Source organism: Panacibacter microcysteis, assembly GCF_015831355.1.
Classification (GTDB): domain Bacteria; phylum Bacteroidota; class Bacteroidia; order Chitinophagales; family Chitinophagaceae; genus Panacibacter; species Panacibacter microcysteis.
The window spans coordinates 2,492,316-2,511,297 of the sequence record NZ_JADWYR010000001.1 but is presented as its reverse complement, the minus strand read 5'-3'; the positions used below and the strand labels follow the sequence as shown (position 1 = coordinate 2,511,297).

Sequence of the window (18,982 nt, the reverse complement as noted above, 5' to 3'; positions counted from 1 at the left end):
GCCCGGCATAGCCGGGCAATAATTAAATTTTGTAAGTCGGCTGCAATACTGCTATTAAGCTGCTGTTGCGTCGCACTCTTGTACGTCTGAATGGTTATTCAGCACTCCGGGCTCAGGCATCCTGCCTTTCCTGCACCACCACAAGATCTGCCATATCAACATTCATTGGTAACAGGCCTATTTGCACAATAGCACGCTTACCACGTATTTCTTTTACTTCGCCTACCTGGTGGTTTTTTTTCATTTTCACTTTTGAGCCAACAACAATATCTGTCTTTACTTCCTTATATTTTGCATCAATCTTTTTGGCAAGCTTGTTTGCCACTACGTGTTCCTTTTTTTTAAACAACAGGTTTTGAATATTCTTTATTACATCTTCCTTGTCTTCAGCCTTGCGCCATTCAATTACGATCTGTTTAAGCTTTCTTTCTGTTTCCTTCATCTGCTCAATACGATCTTCTGTAATCTTGTTTTGGTGTTTCAAAACTTCTACCTGCTGGCGGTGTTTCTCACGGCTCATCACGCCTTCCATTTCTTTTCGCAGCTTATCATTTTCCTGCAACAGTTTGGCAAGTTCTTTCTTGTCCTTATCCAGTTGCTGTTGGTCCTGCTCCGTGCGGTTTAGCAATTTATCCAGCCTGAAATGATCTTCATCCACCAGCTGCCTGGCACGCGTAATCAGTTGCTTTGGCAAGCCTATTCTTTCAGCTATAGCAAATGTGTAAGAACTGCCTGGTTTACCAACCATCAGTTTATACATCGGTTGAAGATTAACTTCATCAAATGCCATGGCACCATTAATTATTCCCACTGTTCGGTTGGCCATCACCTTCAGATTTAGGTAGTGCGTTGTTACTATACCAAATGAATGTTTGCGGGCAAGTTCTTCCATAATAACTTCTGCAAATGATCCACCCAGGTTGGGGTCACTACCGCTACCCAGTTCGTCTATAAAGAACATGGTTTTGCCATTGGCGTTCTCTATAAAATATTTCATGTGCAACAAGTGAGACGAGTAGGTACTTAACTCAAATTCTATACTCTGCGTATCGCCTATGTGTATGAAAAGTTGCTTGAATATACCCATTACAGAAGTAGGATGCACTGGAACCAACAGCCCACTCTGCATCATCATCTGGTTGAGCCCGATTGTTTTCATGGTAACCGTTTTGCCACCCGCGTTAGGGCCGCTGATTACGAGAATCCTTTTTTTATCATCCAGTTCAAGCGTAACGGGTATGGTTTTACGCTGCGAATTTTTATTGTACAAATACAACAACGGGTGATACGCATCCCGCACTTCAATGTGTGCTTTATCAATCACATTCGGGTAATTACCATTTACGTCTACGGCAAGCTTTGCCTTACCACGTATAAAATCATATTCACCTAGTACTGTATAGTAGACATGTAACAAGGCGCTGTAAGAACTTAGCTGTGCGGTAAGTGCTTTTAATATGCGCATTACTTCTTTTCTTTCATCACTCTCCAGCGCAAATACATCATTGTTTATTTCAATGGTTTCTTCTGGTTCAATATAAGCTGTTTTGCGGCTGTCGCTCTCTCCATGAAGAATACCTTTTACCTGTCTTTTATGCTCTGAGAATACTGCCACTACCCTGCGGCCATTGCTAAAGCTTTCTTCTATATCTGCTGCATAGCCCGCTTTATTTAACCGCGCCACCACTTTTTCAAATGCGCGTCTCAGTTCATTTCTCTTACGGTAAAGGCTTGCCCGTATCTTCTGCAGTTCAGGACTGGCTGTATCTTTTACATTGCCATATTCATCCAGTATATCATCTATGAGTTCTGCAATGACTTTTTCATAGTAGGTATCTTCAATAACTTTTGTTAGTGCAGGATAAGCCGTTCTCCTTTCATTATCAAACCACCGGAATATTTTTTCAAGGCTGCTTACCAGTTTTCTTATAAGCATAAATTCATCACCGCTGAGTGTACTGCCCGGTATACCAAGCAGCTTTATTTCACGTGCAATATTCAATACATAATCATTAGGAAAATACTGGGCATGTTGTAACAGTAATTTGAATTCATTGGTTTGTTGCAACTCTAGTTCAATGAATTCTTTTTTGGTATGAATGCGTAACTGTTCTGCTTTTTTCTTTCCGTATTCACTATTGCAATGTTCGGTCAATAAGGCCTTGATCTTATCAAACTCTAACTGCACTGCTGCCGATTCTGGATATAACTTCATGCTTCCCCGAAAAATTTTGTTTGCAAAGGTAATAAACTAACCGCCTGCTATATTAGAACAACATTAGAGTTTTGCGCACCCTGCCGCTATACTTGCTGAAAGTACAAGTGAGTGACACAACAGGCGATGCCACCTGCACTACAGCCTGTTAAAATAATTCTTCTTTTTTAAATCTTTGCTTCTTAACATTTCGTAAGTAGAAAAAACTATTACGATGAAAACATCTACATCAATTCAGAAAACTTTTGCGTTTGCCATTTGTGTAGCATCATCTTCTTTTATGCTCACCAGTTGCCAGAAAAACAATTTTAAAGAAGAAGTACCACCTGCCGTTGCTGCAGAACAAAGCGACGAGCTTTCGGCAAAATCTGCTATGCAGGGATTATTTGTTTCTGCTGCTGATACTGCAGCAAGCGTGGATAACCTGTATAAATATGGCTTACTTAATTATCAAACCGTATTGATGAGCCAGTTTACAACGGGTGCCAAAGATGGTAATGGCGTATTATACAACAAAAAAACTGATGAGGTTTTTCAGCTAAGCCGCCAGAAAAAAACATTGTATGTTTTTGCCAACGGTTCAGATATGTCTAACCCGCCAACATTGGTAAGATCATTTACTGATACTTCGTTAAGTAGCGGAAGAGAGCTTGCTTACGATAAGAAAAATGATGTACTGTTTATTGCCAACAATACAGACAGTACCATCAGGCTTTACAGGAACTTCAATAATTTATCCGGCAATGTAACAGGCGAAAAAGTGAAAATAAGCGGCCAGCCATGGGGCATTATTTATGATGAAATGATGGATAAACTGGTTGTAGTGATAGACCTGGCCGCTATGCGCCTGGATATATTTGATAACCCGGCTATGTTACATACCGGCAATGCTGCTGCCAGCAGATCGCTCGACATAAAAGACAGGCCAAACGGCACTTTCAGCCGCCTGCATGGTATTACTTATAATGCAGAAGCAGATGTGTTGATCGTTACTGAAATTGGTGAGGCTGCTGCTCCCGTTACGCCTACACCTGGCAAACCGGCTTTCAATGCAGATGGTGGTATTTATGTGATCAACAATGGCGCAGCTAAACTTTCATCTGGCGGCAGTGTATATGCAGACGCGGTGATCTATGGCGCAAATACAGGGCTTGGAAATCCTGTGGATGTTGCGAGCCGCTGGTTAAACGGTAAAGGATTTATTTTTGCTATTGAAAAAGCGAACAAGAAAATACAGGCATTCAGAATAACAGATATGGGCGATGTAATGCCTGTAACAACAGTAACCACGCCTTACTCACCGGAAGCAGGCGACCTTACCAAATAAACAGATCATATATTTACGAATAGTCCTCAAACAAGGCAGACCGTTTGGTCTGCCTTGTTTTATTTAAACATAGTGCTTTGCCTGCAATGAGTATCTTTAAATAAAAAATATGCAGACTTATGATACACTGGTTGATGCTTTGAATGATCTTAAAAAACAAGGCTACACAACAGATTTTAATCTTGCTTTTGACCAGCTCAAATGCCATGAGACCGGTGTTTGCCTTGCACCTTCACAATTTGAGATAACCAGCTTCTATCGCTTTGAGGGTATGACCAACCCTGATGATTCATCAATTTTATACGTAGTAGAAGCCAAGGACGGCAGTATGAAAGGAACGCTGGTTAGCGCGTACGGTGTATACAGCGATCCCGTAAGTGACGAAATGCTTAACAAACTAAAGATCCACCAGCAATAGCGTGCAAACTTTGTTGAAATAATGGCTCTTATTGTATGCACCAGAATAGTAACTGCGTGTTACCTTCAAAGCAATTTACAAAACATATTGCAGCATGTTACAACGCCGACGCTTTTTACAAATGGGGTCTTTGGGGGCAGGATCACTCTTTTCAGCAAAACTTTTTGCAGGCACTGCCGGCACCGGTAAGGTGCCTTTGGTTATTTCTACATGGGATGCCGGCATTAATGCAAACAAAGGTGCATGGGAAGTATTGAAAAATGGTGGCACCGCTCTTGATGCCGTTGAAAAAGGTGTGATGGTTACAGAAGATGAGATCAGTTGCTGCGTAGGTCTTGGTGCCAATCCCGACAGAGATGGCCACGTTACGCTCGATGCCAGTATTATGGATGAAAAAGGCAACTGTGGTTGTGTAGCATTTCTTGAACGCATAAAACATCCTATCTCTGTTGCCAGGAAAGTAATGGAAAAAACACCGCATGTAATGCTGGTAGGCAGCGGTGCGCAACAGTTTGCTATAAGCGAGGGCTTTCAACTGGAGCCCGACAGGTTATCTCCCGATGCTCAGAAAGCTTACGAAGAATGGCTGAAAAAGTCGGAATACAAACCACAGATCAATGTAGAGAATACAAAGAACGACCAGTCATTTGCCCCCATCAAATTGCCAAACGGCGCATGGAACCATGATACTATCGGAATGCTAGCCATAGATGCAAAAGGTAACCTCAGCGGCAGTTGTACAACAAGCGGTATGGGTTTTAAAATGCGTGGCCGTGTAGGCGATTCGCCTATTATTGGTGCAGGCTTATTTGTAGACAATGAAATAGGTGCGGCCGTATCTACCGGTCTTGGCGAGGAAGTTATAAAGGTTTGCGGCACACACCTCGTAGTAGAGTTTATGCGCCAGGGCAATTCACCTGAAAATGCCTGTAAACTAGCCGTTGAGCGAATAGTAAAAAAGAATCCCGCCAGGGCAAAAGATTTCCAGGTTGGCTTTATAGCCATCAATAAGAAAGGGCAGTACGGCGGTTATTGTATACAAAAAGGCTTCAACTACGCAGTTTGTTATTCCAATAACGGCAGCGAACTGGTTGATGGCAAATACCTGTTATAATTTTTTTTGAACCCGGCAGCAGCATCGCTACCCGGCACCTGTTGCGTCGCACGCTTGTACGACAACAATACTATTCAGCAGTTCCAAAGTACGGTATGACATTAGAAATAGCAGTCTTCAATATTCAATCGGCAATCATTGCGGCAAATGCAGGCGCAGACAGAATTGAGCTTTGCGAAAATCCTGCAGACGGCGGTACTACTCCATCTTACGGCACCTTGAAAACAGTAAGGGACAAAGTATCTGTACCTGTATTTCCTATCATTCGTCCACGTGGTGGCGATTTTCTGTATACACAGGAAGAATTTGAAGTTATGATCCGCGATGTACAGCTCTGCAAAGAACTGGGGTTCGAAGGTGTAGTGTTGGGCCTGTTAAATCCTGATGGTAGTATAGATGTGCCGCGTACAAAAATGCTCGTTCAGCTCGCCTACCCGCTGGAAGTTACTTTTCACCGCGCTTTCGACCGTGCAGCCCGGCCTTCCAGGGCTTTGGAAGATGTTATCGATTGCGGCTGCCAGCGCATACTTACCAGCGGCCAGGTTCCCAATGCTTTCGACGGAAAATTGCTGATTAAACAATTGGTGGCAGATGCTGCAGAACGAATCATTATTATGCCGGGCAGTGGTGTAAGAGCCGGCAATATCGCAGCGCTCGCCGCTTTTACAGGCGCCACCGAATTACATTCCTCCGCCCGAAAAACGATCGCCTCCCAAATGCATTACTACCCATCGTCTATGGAAGAAGTGCTTGAAAACATAATTCCTGATATTGCCGAAATCAAAGCCATGAAAGCAAACGTTCGTTAATTTTATTACCCCGGCCGGTCTTTTTCCTTTACTTTTGCCCGGCACGCCTGATATATTTTTTTAATATCAGATGGCGAATAGCTATTATTAATATTACCTGGACATTTCTAAATTTTAATAATAATTCTGTAGTTGAATTTCAGCGGTTTAGAAAATCAACTAGTTATCGGGCATAATTATTGCCAACTCTTTGGGCTCGCGGAAACGGATATAAACTCCCGACGAATCAGAAGAAAAGCAGAAAAGCAATTTTCTAATCACGATCAGCAATGATCTAAAAAAGCTATTGCAATGAAGACTTTTTATTCAATTCTTTTGGTCTTAATTTTTATCATGCATGGCAATGCCCGGCCTGAAACGTATGTTTTCCGCCCTCACTTTATCCAGGATACGACTGATACAAATATTACCTTATTACCAGATTCAGTTTTAGCTGTTGCAGAAGAAAAAAAGGTTACCAAAAAAGTTGCTCCTCTTTTAAAGGGCACAGCAAGCTTCTACAGTAAAAGCCTGGAAGGCAGCGAGACCGCCACAGGCGAAGTTTTTAGCCACGCCAACTATACAGCAGCAAGCAACAATTTACCACTTAATGCATGGGTGAAAGTTACCAACCTTCGCAATGGTAAAACTGTTGTAGTACGCATCAATGACCGCATGCACCCAAAGATGGCAAAAAAAGGACGGGTAATAGACTTAACGATTGCTGCTGCTAAAAAGATAGGCCTCACTACTAAAATAGGCCTCACGAAAGTATCGCTTGAAGTAATGGATAAAAGCGATGTTGATGAAACGAATGCTCCCATCATCGCTACTTTATCAAAATAATTGAATTTTCCCTTTATTACTACTCGTAACGTAAAGCTATTATAGGGCTTAGCTTTGACGCTTTTATAGCCGGCCACAAACCTGCCAGCAAGCCTACCACGCTACAAATCAATACTCCTGCAATTACCCAGGCCCATGGCACAACGAAGCCCGTTCCAAAAATCAGCGATGCCACATTGCCCAGTAAAACACCAAACAATATTCCAAAAAAGGCACCCAGTAAACTTATAATGGTCGACTCAAACAGGAACTGCTGACGAATATTCCTTCTTTTACCACCAAGTGCTTTTATCAGCCCTACTTCACGTGTGCGTTCATTTACCGCAACAAGCATGATATTCATTAAACCTATGGCGGCACCTATAAGGGTTATTAAGCCTATGGCACCTGCAGCCCCCTGGATACTACCCAGCAAACCGATAAAAGTTTCAGCTAGTTTATCACTCTTTTCCGCCACAAAATTCTCGTCCTCGCCTGGTGTTAACCGCCTGATACCACGAAAGATAGACGTGGCTTCTGCCACAGCGCCATCCAGTAAACCAACGTCATTTGCCATAACACCAATAGTAAAGGAAGGAGAAGAATTACCCATTCTTCTAACGTTGTTATAACTGGTAATGACCACATTGTCTGCACGCATCAATGCGCTGGAACCTTTGCTTTTTAATATCCCGATTACACGATATGGCACACCTGCCACGCTTACTATTTTGTCTACGCCTTTTTCTTTACCGGTTTCGCCAAACAATTTTTTAGCTACATCGCTGCCCAGCAAACAAACATTCCGGCCGGTCTGCACATCGAGCCTGTTGAGGTTTCTGCCATACTCCACCGCAAAGCCGTTTACCGGCAGGTAATTTTCATCTCCGCCGCTTACCCTTACATTAGGATTTGTTTTCTTGCTTTTATACCGTAATTCTGTTGAGCCCGGACCGCTAAGAGCCACACTTACAACCGCCGGAAAATTGAATGCAGATTTAAACAGTTCAGCTTCTGTAAGCTGTATAGGTTTGTCGAGATTAGATTTTTTTTGCTTTTTGCCCTTTTCCACTTTCTCTGTCTGGTTATCGTTTCCAAACCGGAAACGCTCCTTGTAAGAAATGGTAAACCCGTTGGCACCCATAGTGGAAAAGCTCTCTCTCAAACTTCCGTTCATGGCGTCTATGGCCGTAATAATGCCAATAAGTGCCATAATACCAAATGCAATTATTGCAACAGTAATACCTGTTCTTAACCTGTTACTACGCACAGTGCGGTATGCTAGTGAGAAGGAATCTTTCAACGTCATAGTGCAATATAGATTTTTATGTACCCGGCTTTTGTACTGGCATCATCGTCCCTTGCGTCGCACACTTCAACCGGTGAATGATAAATGAGCAAACGCGAAGACCAAAGCGAAGATTTTAAGAGCAAATTATATAGCTTGTAAGCAGGTATGCCCGCGCAGAACTATGCTGTAATCAAAATACACCGTCTCACCAACCTGCGGTACATGCATATGCAGTGCGCTTCAGCTGAAAATAGTTCCGAACGTACAAGTGAGTGACACAACCGGCGATGCCATGAAAACTACTGCCGGGACAATAATTAAACCTGCTTTGCACGAACAGATGCTACCACTCAATATATTGCTGCTCAAAAAACCACGTCTGCAACGAAAGTGCTGCCTGTATAATAGTTGATATAATATCGCTTTCTACAATGCAACAGCCTGTACAATGCTTATAAAGGTAAAGCCATTCAGCGGTTTGCATTTAAAAATAACACGGATGGAAAACAATTGGTTTGAGTGGTTAGAAATACAACCAGTTGAGGATGGCAGTAGGCAATATACCAAGCAATACAATAATTGCTGCCACCGCTACCAGGCCAAATTTGAAAGAGGAGGTTACAGGTTCGGTTTCAGGATTTCCCTCTTTAAAGTACATAGCCTGTATAACGCGGAAATAGTAATAAGCACTAACTGCTGCAAATATAACACCCACAATAACCAGCCACAGGTATGTTCCTGTTTTTACCAGCGATGCCAGCATAAGGTATTTGGCAAAAAAGCCTGCTGTAAGCGGGATACCGGCAAGTGAAAGTAAGAATATTGTGTTCGTTGCCGCAAGTACGGGTTGAGTTTTGCCCAGGCCGTTGTAACCTTCGAAGGTGTGGTCTTTCATTTTTACGAGTACTGCAAAAATGCCTATGGTAGCAAGGCTGTATGCGGCCGCATATAATAACAATCCTTCATGGGCGGTATCATTTACGCTCATAAGCGCATAGAGCATGAAACCGGCCTGTGCAATGCTGGAGTAAGCAAGCATTCTTTTTACGCTTTGCTGAAAAACGGCGGTAATATTTCCTACCAGCAGTGTAGCAACGATCATGATAGACACAAGTAACTGCCAGTCTATTGCTTTGGCGGTGGCCTCCATTCTTACATCAAACAGGCGGATAAGCGCCACAAAACCTGCTGCTTTAACAATGGTAGCCATAAACGACGTAAACACACTGGGAGCACCGTCGTAAACGTCTGGCGTCCAGAAATGAAATGGCGCGGCAGACACTTTGAACGCCATGGAAACAAGCAGGAATAATAAACCTATAATTTCGAGAAAAGAAGCGACGTTAAGGTAAAGCCCCTGCGATAACCTCATGGTAGTAAGGCTGAATGTACCTGTACCACCATAAGTAAGTGCTATACCCATAAGCATGAGCCCTGTAGAGAAAGAGCCCATCAAAAAATATTTCAGGGCCGCTTCATTACTTTTCATATTTCTTTTGTCGCTGCCGGTGAGAATGTACAACGGAATTGACATGATCTCTACACCCAGGAACAATGTTAAAAGATTATTGTAACAGGTAAGCATGGTTATACCGCACAGCACAAAGAAAATAAGTGTAAAATATTCAGCCGTGTATTTGCCATACTTTTCGATCTCCTTACCTGTGACAAGCACGTACACAAGGGTAGAAGCGAGCATAATGGAGTTAAAAAGATAACCGAACTTCGAGAAGGCCAGTAAGCCGTGCGTATCAATAGCAAACAAGTGCTTACCATAACTATCGGCGATGTTTGCAATGAGCAATAACAACAAACCAACAGATGCTATGTGTCTTAAGCTTTCTTTGTTTTTCAACAAGAAGCTGCAGAACATCATGATCATTCCAAAAACCGCCGAAAGTATTAATGCATTCATATTTGAGATCTATACTTCTTAAACTATTACTTTAAACCCGCTAAAGCTGCCTGCACAGCATCATTTGTTAATTGCAGCATTGGCTGCGGATATACACCGAGCACAATCACGACAATAACCAGTATTACCAGCATAATCTTTACGCCATTGGAGACTTCCACCGCCCCGTCAGTAACGATTGAAGTGTTTCCATAAAATGTCTTCTGAATCATATTGAGTGTATAAACGGCTGCAAGGATAATGCTGACACCGCTTATTGCGGCCATCCATATATTGTACCTGAATAACCCGTTAAACATCATAAACTCGCCCACAAAAGCATTGGTAAGTGGTAACGCAATATTGGCCAATGCCATTACTACCAGTAAAACAGCCAGTGCGGGTGCTTTCTGTGCAAGACCTCCCAATTCGCTGAATTTACGCGTACCCAACTGTGTTTCGATGGCGTCTGCCACTATCCACAAACCAATGACATTAACGCCGTGGTTAAACATTTGTATTATTACGCCCTGCATACCCACCTGCTGGTTTGAAAAGATAGCAGCACACATTAAACCAATGTGCGCAATAGAAGAATAGGCGATCAACCGCTTGAGATCATCCTGGCGGATAGCGATCAATGACGCGTACAACATGCCTGTTACGCTCAGAATGATAATAAGACTGCTAAAGTGAACGGTAGCATTTGGGAATACAGGTACCAGCCAGCGGATAACAGCGAATATACCCATCTTGACCATTACGCCGCTCAGTATCATAGTGACTGCCGTAGGCGCCTGCTCATATGTATCTGGTTGCCATGTATGGAATGGAAATATGGGCATTTTGATGGCAAAAGCAATAAAGAATAACCAAAATGCAAAGTTTTCTTCGCCGGCAGACAGCCTGATCTTATAAAAGGATTGCAGCGCAAATGAATGTTCCGGGTTCTTATAATACAGGTATAATATACCTACCAGCATCAGCAGAGAACCGAGGAAAGTATACACGAAAAATTTGAATGTAACGGCTATACGCTTTTCTCCGCCCCAGCCTGAGCAAAGGAAATAAGCGGGTATTAAAACAATCTCCCAAAAAAAGTAGAAGAGCAACATGTCTGTAGCGAGAAACACGCCCATCAGGCCTGTTTGCATCAAAAGCATAAGCCCGTAAAAAGTACCTGCCTTTTTATAGGTATTGTCATACACGGCCCCAAATACCAGCGGAAAGGCAATTGCTGTAAGCAGGCAAAGCATTTTCCCCATACCATCGAGACCAATACTAAACCTTGCCCCTATAAAAGACAACCAGGAAGTATTGAAAGTATTTTTTTCAACGCCTAACAAGTCGTACACACCTGCAAAAGCAACAGCCAGTGTGATGATGGCTGTAAAAAGCGACAGGCTTTTTGCGTCTCTTTCACTTTTGGTGAAGAAAGTCAATAAACCGCCAGCCAAAGGAATTAATATCAGTAATAATGCGATCATATCTTTTGCTTTACGCTTGTAGTTTTATTGCCTGCTGCCAGCCACCGCAAACAGTTGTGAATGCCTTGGCGAACGTGGCACTTGCCGGGTATTGAACCAACCGTACAAGTGAGTGACACAACCGAAGCTACATAGTAGCAATGCAGCTGGTTACTAAAAAATCTTCTGTAAAAAACCAACGATCTCCTGCTGATGCCAGAAGACAATAAACAATACTACAATAGACAATACCATGAATAATACATAACTGCCCACCTGGCCACTTTGCAACAGCCTCAGTTGTCTTGATGAATAATTTACAAACCTGCCTGTACCGTTTACAATGCCATCGATAAATTTCTCTATGCCAGATTTTAGAAAGCCGGCCAGTGCGTTCAAAGGTTTTACGATAATTGCATCATACAACTCATCGATATACCACTTGTCTGCCAGCACTTTTTTGATGCCGGTATAAGTGCCATCGAATGCCTTTACCGCAAAGAACTTACGTGCGGCTGCATACACAACAATCAACGCTACCACAGTACCGCCAAAAAGCGCCCATTCAACTGTATGGATATTTTCAATCTCGTGTGCCTCTGCAGGTACCACCGGTGAAAGATATTCATTGAAAAAAGGGTGACCGCCAAACATTTCGGGGAATTGAATAGCGCCACCAACCAAAGACAGTATGGCCAATATAACCAGCGGAATAGTCATTGGTCTGGGTGATTCGTGCAGATGATGCTCCTGCTCATGCGTGCCCCTGAAGCCGCCGAAGAAAACAAGCATCATCAGGCGGAACATATATATCATAGTGAGCAATGCAGCAAAACAGGCCAGGTAAAACAAAACCGGGCTGTGTGCGTACGTTGCTATCAGTATTTCATCTTTTGAAGCAAAGCCTGACGTGAAAGGAAAACCTGCAATAGCAAGAACTCCGATTACGAAAGTCCAGGTGGTAACAGGCAATTTTTTGCTTAGACCGCCCATTTTGGTAATATCCTGCTCCCCGCCCATTGCGTGTATTACAGAACCTGCTCCAAGAAACATCAAAGCCTTGAAGAAGGCATGCGTCATGACATGAAAGACGCCTGTTGTGTAAGCACCTACGCCCAGCGCAAGAAACATAAAACCAAGCTGGCTTACCGTGGAATAGGCGAGTACTTTTTTAATATCGTTCTGGTATAGCGCAATCGTTGCAGATAATATAGCCGTTGCAAGACCCACAACCGCAACTACGGTTTGTGTAAGTTCGCTAAGAGAGTATAAGACATTACTTCTTGCAATCATGTATATACCAGCTGTAACCATTGTTGCGGCGTGGATGAGGGCGGAAACAGGGGTAGGACCAGCCATTGCATCGGGTAACCATGTGTATAGAGGAATTTGAGCACTTTTACCCATAGCGCCTACAAAGAACAGCAGCGTTATGGCGGTTACATCACCCGGGCTAAGGGTATCTGCAAGATCAAACACTTCACTGTATGTAGCAGTACCCAGTTTATTCAGCAGCCAGAAAATAGCCAGTAAAAAACCAAGATCACCAATACGGTTCATTACAAAGGCTTTTTTGGCAGCGTAGTTATAGTTGTTATTCTTAAACCAGAAACCAATCAGCAGGTAAGAACAAAGCCCCACGCCTTCCCAACCTATAAACATGATAACATAGTTGGCACCAAGTACCAGCAGCAGCATGGAGAATACAAAGAGGTTGAGGTATGCGAAGTACCTGCCAAAATGCTCTGCAGGTTCATCATGCATATACGAGGTGGAGTACAGGTGTATTAAAAAACCGATGCCTGTAATAATAAGCAGGAATAACGCAGACAAGGCATCTACCTGGAATGCAAACGGGATCTGGAAGTCTGCCACATTGATAAAATCGAAAAGGTTGCTAACGAAACCGCCGCCTGATCTTACCTCGGAAAATAATACTACACTTACGATAAAGGAAAGAAGAATAGAACCACTGCCGATTATACCGATTGCGCCTTTCGACAACGATTTCCTGAAAAGACCGTTGATCAAAAAACCTAGCAAAGGAAATAATGGTACCAGGTAAACTAAATTATCCATAAGCCCCAAACCCTTTTACGGGTAATATTTATAAGTGTTTTAAAATAAAATCCGCCTTCCGGCAATGCAGGCCTAATTCTTTAACCTGTTTAAAAAATTAATATCAACAGAATGAATATTCCTGTACATCATTACAATAATGGCCAATCCAACACTTACTTCTGCAGCCGCAACCACCATTATGAAGAACACAAACAACTGAGCATCTGTACCTGCTGCACCCATAGAACTGTTTACGGCAGCAACCGCAGGACTCATTTTAGAAAATGCTACCAACATCAGGTTAACAGCATTCAGCATTAATTCTATGCACATAAAAATGATAATGGCATTGCGGCGCGTTAGTACCCCCGCTACACCTATACAAAATAAACATGCCGCTAATGCTACGTAATACTGAATTGACATTTGCTGCCTCCGTCTCCCCACCAGGGGAAAGTTTATGATAAAAAGTTGAGAATTCCTGCTACTGAAAAGATTATGCATGGTACACCCCTGGTGCAATTGCTTAATCTTTCTTACCAATAACCACTGCACCAACCATTGCACTTAAAAACAAAACACTGCTTATTTCAAATGGCAATGCATATTCTGTAAACAATACTTTTCCAAGATTTTCGATAAGACCGGCATCGCCGGAATTTGTTTCTACCGTTTTGCCGATCATATCCTGCGATGAACGCAAGGCAGATACCAGCACTGTGAACAATAATCCGCCTGATACTACGCCAAAGAACTTCATCCAGATATTACGCTGGGGTTCCGTTTCTTTATTCAGGTTCATCAACATGATCACAAACAGGAACAATACCATGATTGCACCGGCATAAACGATCATGTTTACAATAGCCAGGAACTGTGCATTTAAAAGAAGGTAATGACCGGATATGGCAAAGAATACAACAATCAGCCATAAAACACTATGGATGGGGTTTTTACTTACAAGCACCATTATTGCACTAAACAATGCCAGAACACTTAAGACCCAAAATAATATTTCAGTAGTACTCATGTATAATTCATCAATTTGACCATCTGAATATCTGACAATCCTAAAATCTGCAGGTTATATCAAACGTTCAGATTATTGCTAATCCAGGTTATAGTCTCTCACCCCTTGCTTTTGCAAATTCTTCCGGCTGTGTTTTAGGATCGGGAATAAGCAAATCGTCTTTTCCGTAAATAAACCCTTTACGGGCATAGCTGGCAGGTGCAAAAGTTTCACTCAGGTAAATAGCATCTTTCGGGCAGGCCTCCTCACACAATCCGCAAAATATGCAACGCAGCATGTTGATCTCGTACTTGGCTGCATACTTCTCTTCCCTGTACAGGTTTTCTTCCCCGGCCTTGCGTTCCGCACCTTCCATTGTAATTGCTTCTGCAGGGCATGCTACAGCACACAAACCGCACGCTGTACAACGTTCTCTTCCTTCTTCGTCCCTGTTCAGCACGTGTAATCCGCGAAATACAGGACTAAATGGTCTTGTTTCTTCAGGATAATTTATGGTAGGCCTTTTCTTAAACATGTGCTTAAAAGTAATGGACATACCTTTCAGCACTGCCGGCAGGTAAATCTTCTCTCCCAGCGTCATCGGCTTCCTGTCTACTTCCTTTACTCTATTGGTTAATGGTTGCATATGTTTTATGTGGTGCCATTGCTGTAAGCGCCGGCTAAAGGTTTGCAAAAATATTTTTATAAACTATAGCTGCCAATTTTATCTGTTACACACGTACTGTTTTATTTGGTAGCCGTCATTTGTACGCTGTGGCATCGCCTGTTGTGTCACTCACTTGTGCTTTCTGCTTTTATGGCGACTGCAGCGATCCGTTTTACCTGGCTTCTTCCGAGTTCATACATTTCATCAATAAAGCATGTTTCGTAACCGGCACATTTGCTGCTTCCATCTTCGCACCAGCCCAATTATATTCCAACTGTTGAAGAGTGCGACGCAACGGCAGCTTAATACTTATACTGCAGCCCGGCTCACCATTATTGTTGCAGGTACAGCACTACTGCGCCGGTAATAATAAGGTTTGCCAAAGCCAGTGGTATCAATCCCTTCCACCCAAGGTTCATCAACTGGTCGTAACGAAAGCGCGGCAACGTCCACCTGATCCACATAAATACGAAAATGAAAATGAAAATCTTGAGCAGAAACGCTGCTATGCCAATAACGGCTGCAATATTTGGTGATAAGGTGCTTTCATCAAGGAAAGGCACATCGTACCCGCCAAAAAATAACGTAGCCATAATTGCGCTGCTGATGAACATATTGATGTATTCCGCAAAAAGATAGAACCCCAGTTTCATAGATGAATACTCCTGGTGATAACCCATGTTCAATTCATTCTCTGCTTCGGGTAAATCGAACGGTGCACGGTTACACTCTGCCAGTGCGCAAACAAAGAATATCAGGAAACCTATAGGCTGGTACAATATGTTCCAGTGGCCTGCAATTTGTGTGTCTACCATTTCCCTAAGGCTGAGTGAGCCTGTGATCATGAGCAACGCAATCAGCGAAAGACCCATGGGTAATTCATAGCTGATCACCTGGCTTGCGCCACGCATGGCAGCCATTAATGAAAACTTATTGTTAGAAGCCCAGCCACCAATCATTATTCCATATACTCCAAGGCTTACCACAGCAAAAATGTAAAGAATGGCTACATTAATATCGGCTATCTGCAGGTTGATTTTCCTGTCGAACAATTCAATATGATCGCCCCACGGCACAACTGCACAGGTCATCATTGCTGTAAGCATGGCAAGGGACGGGCCGAGAATGAATAACAGTTTGTTCGAAGTATTCGGAATGATCTCTTCTTTGAAGAACAATTTTAAACCGTCTGCCAGTGGTTGCAAAAGACCAAAAGGACCGGCGCGGTTTGGGCCACGGCGATCCTGCATCCAGGCTGCTACTTTACGCTCTCCGTAGGTTGCATACATGGCTATAACAAGTGATGCGGTGATGATGATGGCTATCAATACCAGCTTTTCAATTACCAGGCCCCAGTCTATAGTAAGCAGTGTCATGATCAGTTAATCGTTTTTGTTTGCGTTAAAGGTATCACTGGTAGCCGGCCCGTTGATCAGGCTTAACTCAATCGCAGGCTTATTTACTTCACTTACTTTATGAATATCCATAAACAAGCGCGGCTTTCTGCCATCCATTACCCTTTCTATTGTTTCTGCAGGTTTTACAGTATTTACATAATGCCCCTGCGAAATAACCGAATGCCGGCTTATTTTGGTTGGGCCTTCAATCGTCCAGTCGCTGATATGTTTTTTATCAAAGCGGCAGGTATTGCAGATCCACCCCGTAGAGCCTTTACTGCTTTCTGTTATTTCGCCCCATTCATCTTTACGTGCGGTTACACGGAAAACTTCGTCGCCACGCATCCATAACTGCACTTCGCCGCAACAGGTTGGGCAATCTCTGTGTGCATCTACCGGTTTGGTAAACCACACGCGGTTTTTAAAACGGAATGTTTTATCGGTTAATGCACCCACGGGACAAACATCTATTACATTACCTATAAATTCATTATCGAGATTCTTCTCAATAAAAGTCGCGATCTGCGCATGATCTCCCCTGTCAAGCACACCATGCTCCCTGGAGTCTGTTAACTGGTCTGCCGTAAATACACACCGGTAGCATAATATGCAACGGGTCATATGCAGTTGTATCTTGTCGCCCAGGTCTACTTTATGAAAAGTTCTTCGCTGAAATTCGTAACGTGTACCGGCTTTACCATGTTCATACCCGAGATCCTGGAGATGACATTCGCCCGCCTGGTCGCAGATAGGGCAATCAAGCGGATGATTCAACAACAGGAACTCTACTACACCGGCTCTTGCTTCAATAACCCTTTGAGAGGTAATATTTTTAACCTCCATACCATCCATCACCGTAGTGCGGCAACTGGCTACCAGTTTTGGCATGGGACGCGGATCTTTCTCACTGCCCTTAGACACCTCAACAAGGCAGGTGCGACACTTGCCGCCACTACCTTTTAGTTTGGAGTAAAAGCACATGGCCGGAGGCGCTACCTCGCCACCAATCTGGCGTGCAGCCTGCAGAATGGAAGTGCCTGGCGCTACCTCTACGGTAATATTATCAATTGTTACTTTAAATAGTTGGTCTGACATATATAGAAGTCAAAAATTCGAAATTAAAAAGTCGGAAATACTATGCAACTACAGCTCTTTCATCAGCATAGTGAGCAAGCCCGTAGTTGCGGCGCATGCTTTCTTCCGGGTTCAACACATGCCATTCAAATTCATCACGGAAATGCCTGATGGCAGCAGCTACAGGCCATGCAGCAGCATCTCCCAAAGGACAGATCGTATTACCTTCAATCTTACTTTGTATATCCCAGAGTAAGTCGATATCGGTCATTTTACCTTTGCCGTATTCAATGTTGTGCAATATCTTTTCCATCCAACCGGTGCCTTCCCGGCAGGGAGAACATTGACCACAACTTTCATGACGGTAAAACCTTGCCAGCGTTAAGGTATGGCGCACTACACACTGGTCCTCATCCAACACTATGAAACCACCGGAACCCATCATGCTGCCGGTTGCAAAACCACCATCACTTAAGCTTTCGTAGTTCATGTAACGCGTTTCTCCTTTCGCTGTTTTCAATAAAAGACTGGCCGGTAATATAGGTACTGATGAGCCGCCGGGAATACAGGCCTTTAGCTTCTTACCGTTAGCTATACCCCCACAATAGGTATCAGAATAAATAAACTCTTCTACCGAGATCGTCATATCTATCTCGTACACGCCCGGTTTATTCAGGTTACCACACGCTGAGATCAGTTTTGTACCTGTTGATCTGCCCACCCCTATTTTTGCATACTCTTCACCACCCATGTTAATGATCGGCACTACAGCAGCAAGTGTTTCTACATTGTTTACTACAGTCGGCCTGTCCCATACACCCTTCACAGCAGGAAAAGGAGGCTTAATTCTTGGATTGCCGCGTTTACCTTCCAGCGATTCAATGAGTGCGGTCTCTTCTCCGCATATGTATGCACCTGCACCGCGCTGTACGTAGATCTGGCAGTCGAAGCCTGTGCCCAATATATTTTTACCCAGCCATCCGTTGTGGTTGGCTTCTGTAATTGCTTGCTCAAGTATATCAACAATCCATGCGTACTCGCCGCGTATGTAGATGTAAGTAGCATTACTACCCAATGCAAAAGAGGAAACAATTAATCCTTCTATTAAAAGGTGCGGCAGGAATTCCATCAAATACCTGTCTTTGAAAGTTCCCGGCTCACTCTCATCTGCGTTACAAACCAGGTGGCGGGGAACGCCTTCCGGTTTAGCAATAAAGCTCCATTTCATACCTGTAGGAAAACCTGCACCACCGCGGCCACGCAAGCCGCTTTTCTTCACTTCTTCCACAATGGCTTCAGGGCTCATTGTTTTCAAAGCCTTCTCCACACTGCGATAGCCCCCTTCTCTACGGTAAACATCGTAAGAGCGTATCCCGTCTACATGTGCTTTCTCTAATAATAATTTTACTGACATATTGTATTAGCTTTCGGCATTC

Annotated in this window: 16 protein-coding genes; 5 read left to right on the top strand and 11 right to left on the bottom strand. The window is 43.3% G+C overall.

Going from position 1 to position 18,982, the window contains the following annotated elements; translation table 11 throughout:
- Positions 1 to 112: 112 nt before the first annotated feature.
- Entirely contained in the window at positions 113 to 2,215 is a 2,103-nt protein-coding gene (locus tag I5907_RS10230) for an endonuclease MutS2 (protein WP_196990613.1), read from the bottom strand.
- 214 nt (positions 2,216 to 2,429) lie between these two features.
- Here I5907_RS10230 and I5907_RS10225 point away from each other — a divergent pair, with 214 nt between their 5' ends.
- From I5907_RS10225 to I5907_RS10205, 5 genes are all read left to right on the top strand, one after another.
- Positions 2,430 to 3,542: a hypothetical protein gene (locus I5907_RS10225; RefSeq protein ID WP_196990612.1), complete on the top strand. Its 1,113-nt coding sequence runs from the start codon at positions 2,430 to 2,432 to the stop codon at positions 3,540 to 3,542.
- Between the two features lie 109 nt (positions 3,543 to 3,651).
- Positions 3,652 to 3,960: a phosphoribosylpyrophosphate synthetase gene (locus tag I5907_RS10220; RefSeq protein WP_196990611.1), complete on the top strand. Its 309-nt coding sequence runs from the start codon at positions 3,652 to 3,654 to the stop codon at positions 3,958 to 3,960.
- A gap of 94 nt (positions 3,961 to 4,054) precedes the next feature.
- Entirely contained in the window at positions 4,055 to 5,074 is a 1,020-nt protein-coding gene (locus I5907_RS10215; protein WP_196990610.1) for an isoaspartyl peptidase/L-asparaginase family protein, read from the top strand.
- 95 nt (positions 5,075 to 5,169) lie between these two features.
- Positions 5,170 to 5,883 (top strand): copper homeostasis protein CutC, encoded by a 714-nt coding sequence (locus I5907_RS10210; protein WP_196990609.1) that lies wholly within the window; start codon positions 5,170 to 5,172, stop codon positions 5,881 to 5,883.
- A gap of 291 nt (positions 5,884 to 6,174) precedes the next feature.
- Positions 6,175 to 6,708: a septal ring lytic transglycosylase RlpA family protein gene (locus tag I5907_RS10205; protein WP_196990608.1), complete on the top strand. Its 534-nt coding sequence runs from the start codon at positions 6,175 to 6,177 to the stop codon at positions 6,706 to 6,708.
- Positions 6,709 to 6,727: 19 nt separating this feature from the next.
- Here I5907_RS10205 and I5907_RS10200 read toward each other — a convergent pair whose 3' ends face one another.
- The 10 genes from I5907_RS10200 to nuoF form a co-directional block, all read right to left on the bottom strand.
- Positions 6,728 to 7,996 carry an ABC transporter permease gene (locus I5907_RS10200; RefSeq protein WP_196990607.1) on the bottom strand — a complete coding sequence of 423 codons (1,269 nt, stop codon included), beginning with the start codon at positions 7,994 to 7,996 and terminating at the stop codon, positions 6,728 to 6,730.
- A gap of 505 nt (positions 7,997 to 8,501) precedes the next feature.
- Positions 8,502 to 9,893 carry an NADH-quinone oxidoreductase subunit N gene (locus I5907_RS10195; protein WP_196990606.1) on the bottom strand — a complete coding sequence of 464 codons (1,392 nt, stop codon included), beginning with the start codon at positions 9,891 to 9,893 and terminating at the stop codon, positions 8,502 to 8,504.
- 26 nt (positions 9,894 to 9,919) lie between these two features.
- Positions 9,920 to 11,359: a complex I subunit 4 family protein gene (locus tag I5907_RS10190; RefSeq protein WP_196990605.1), complete on the bottom strand. Its 1,440-nt coding sequence runs from the start codon at positions 11,357 to 11,359 to the stop codon at positions 9,920 to 9,922.
- Positions 11,360 to 11,512: 153 nt separating this feature from the next.
- Positions 11,513 to 13,417, bottom strand: coding sequence for an NADH-quinone oxidoreductase subunit L (nuoL, locus tag I5907_RS10185; RefSeq protein ID WP_196990604.1), 1,905 nt, complete (start codon positions 13,415 to 13,417; stop codon positions 11,513 to 11,515).
- 72 nt (positions 13,418 to 13,489) lie between these two features.
- Entirely contained in the window at positions 13,490 to 13,825 is a 336-nt protein-coding gene (gene nuoK, locus I5907_RS10180) for an NADH-quinone oxidoreductase subunit NuoK (protein ID WP_196991055.1), read from the bottom strand.
- A 100-nt stretch (positions 13,826 to 13,925) separates the two neighbouring features.
- Entirely contained in the window at positions 13,926 to 14,429 is a 504-nt protein-coding gene (locus I5907_RS10175) for an NADH-quinone oxidoreductase subunit J family protein (RefSeq protein WP_196990603.1), read from the bottom strand.
- Between the two features lie 88 nt (positions 14,430 to 14,517).
- A complete protein-coding gene (gene nuoI / locus I5907_RS10170; RefSeq protein WP_196990602.1) occupies positions 14,518 to 15,054 on the bottom strand; it encodes an NADH-quinone oxidoreductase subunit NuoI in 537 nt (178 codons plus the stop codon).
- A gap of 353 nt (positions 15,055 to 15,407) precedes the next feature.
- Positions 15,408 to 16,451, bottom strand: coding sequence for an NADH-quinone oxidoreductase subunit NuoH (gene nuoH, locus I5907_RS10165; protein ID WP_196990601.1), 1,044 nt, complete (start codon positions 16,449 to 16,451; stop codon positions 15,408 to 15,410).
- Between the two features lie 6 nt (positions 16,452 to 16,457).
- Positions 16,458 to 17,567, bottom strand: coding sequence for an NADH-quinone oxidoreductase subunit G (locus I5907_RS10160; RefSeq protein ID WP_196990600.1), 1,110 nt, complete (start codon positions 17,565 to 17,567; stop codon positions 16,458 to 16,460).
- Positions 17,568 to 17,607: 40 nt separating this feature from the next.
- Positions 17,608 to 18,960, bottom strand: a complete 1,353-nt coding sequence (nuoF, locus tag I5907_RS10155) for an NADH-quinone oxidoreductase subunit NuoF (protein WP_196990599.1) — start codon at positions 18,958 to 18,960, stop codon at positions 17,608 to 17,610.
- Between the last annotated feature and the right edge of the window lie 22 nt (positions 18,961 to 18,982).

What these genes read in the sequence shown, in the direction of transcription:
- I5907_RS10215 (WP_196990610.1), top strand. Translation starts at nt 4,055, where the DNA reads ATGTTACAACGCCGACGCTTTTTACAAATGGGGTCTTTGGGGGCAGGA.
- I5907_RS10200 (WP_196990607.1), bottom strand. Translation starts at nt 7,996, where the DNA reads ATGACGTTGAAAGATTCCTTCTCACTAGCATACCGCACTGTGCGTAGT.
- nuoH (WP_196990601.1), bottom strand. Translation starts at nt 16,451, where the DNA reads ATGACACTGCTTACTATAGACTGGGGCCTGGTAATTGAAAAGCTGGTA.
- I5907_RS10210 (WP_196990609.1), top strand. Translation starts at nt 5,170, where the DNA reads ATGACATTAGAAATAGCAGTCTTCAATATTCAATCGGCAATCATTGCG.
- I5907_RS10195 (WP_196990606.1), bottom strand. Translation starts at nt 9,893, where the DNA reads ATGAATGCATTAATACTTTCGGCGGTTTTTGGAATGATCATGATGTTC.
- nuoI (WP_196990602.1), bottom strand. Translation starts at nt 15,054, where the DNA reads ATGCAACCATTAACCAATAGAGTAAAGGAAGTAGACAGGAAGCCGATG.
- I5907_RS10225 (WP_196990612.1), top strand. Translation starts at nt 2,430, where the DNA reads ATGAAAACATCTACATCAATTCAGAAAACTTTTGCGTTTGCCATTTGT.
- I5907_RS10190 (WP_196990605.1), bottom strand. Translation starts at nt 11,359, where the DNA reads ATGATCGCATTATTACTGATATTAATTCCTTTGGCTGGCGGTTTATTG.
- I5907_RS10175 (WP_196990603.1), bottom strand. Translation starts at nt 14,429, where the DNA reads ATGAGTACTACTGAAATATTATTTTGGGTCTTAAGTGTTCTGGCATTG.
- I5907_RS10160 (WP_196990600.1), bottom strand. Translation starts at nt 17,567, where the DNA reads ATGTCAGACCAACTATTTAAAGTAACAATTGATAATATTACCGTAGAG.
- I5907_RS10205 (WP_196990608.1), top strand. Translation starts at nt 6,175, where the DNA reads ATGAAGACTTTTTATTCAATTCTTTTGGTCTTAATTTTTATCATGCAT.
- I5907_RS10220 (WP_196990611.1), top strand. Translation starts at nt 3,652, where the DNA reads ATGCAGACTTATGATACACTGGTTGATGCTTTGAATGATCTTAAAAAA.
- I5907_RS10230 (WP_196990613.1), bottom strand. Translation starts at nt 2,215, where the DNA reads ATGAAGTTATATCCAGAATCGGCAGCAGTGCAGTTAGAGTTTGATAAG.
- nuoK (WP_196991055.1), bottom strand. Translation starts at nt 13,825, where the DNA reads ATGTCAATTCAGTATTACGTAGCATTAGCGGCATGTTTATTTTGTATA.
- nuoF (WP_196990599.1), bottom strand. Translation starts at nt 18,960, where the DNA reads ATGTCAGTAAAATTATTATTAGAGAAAGCACATGTAGACGGGATACGC.
- nuoL (WP_196990604.1), bottom strand. Translation starts at nt 13,417, where the DNA reads ATGGATAATTTAGTTTACCTGGTACCATTATTTCCTTTGCTAGGTTTT.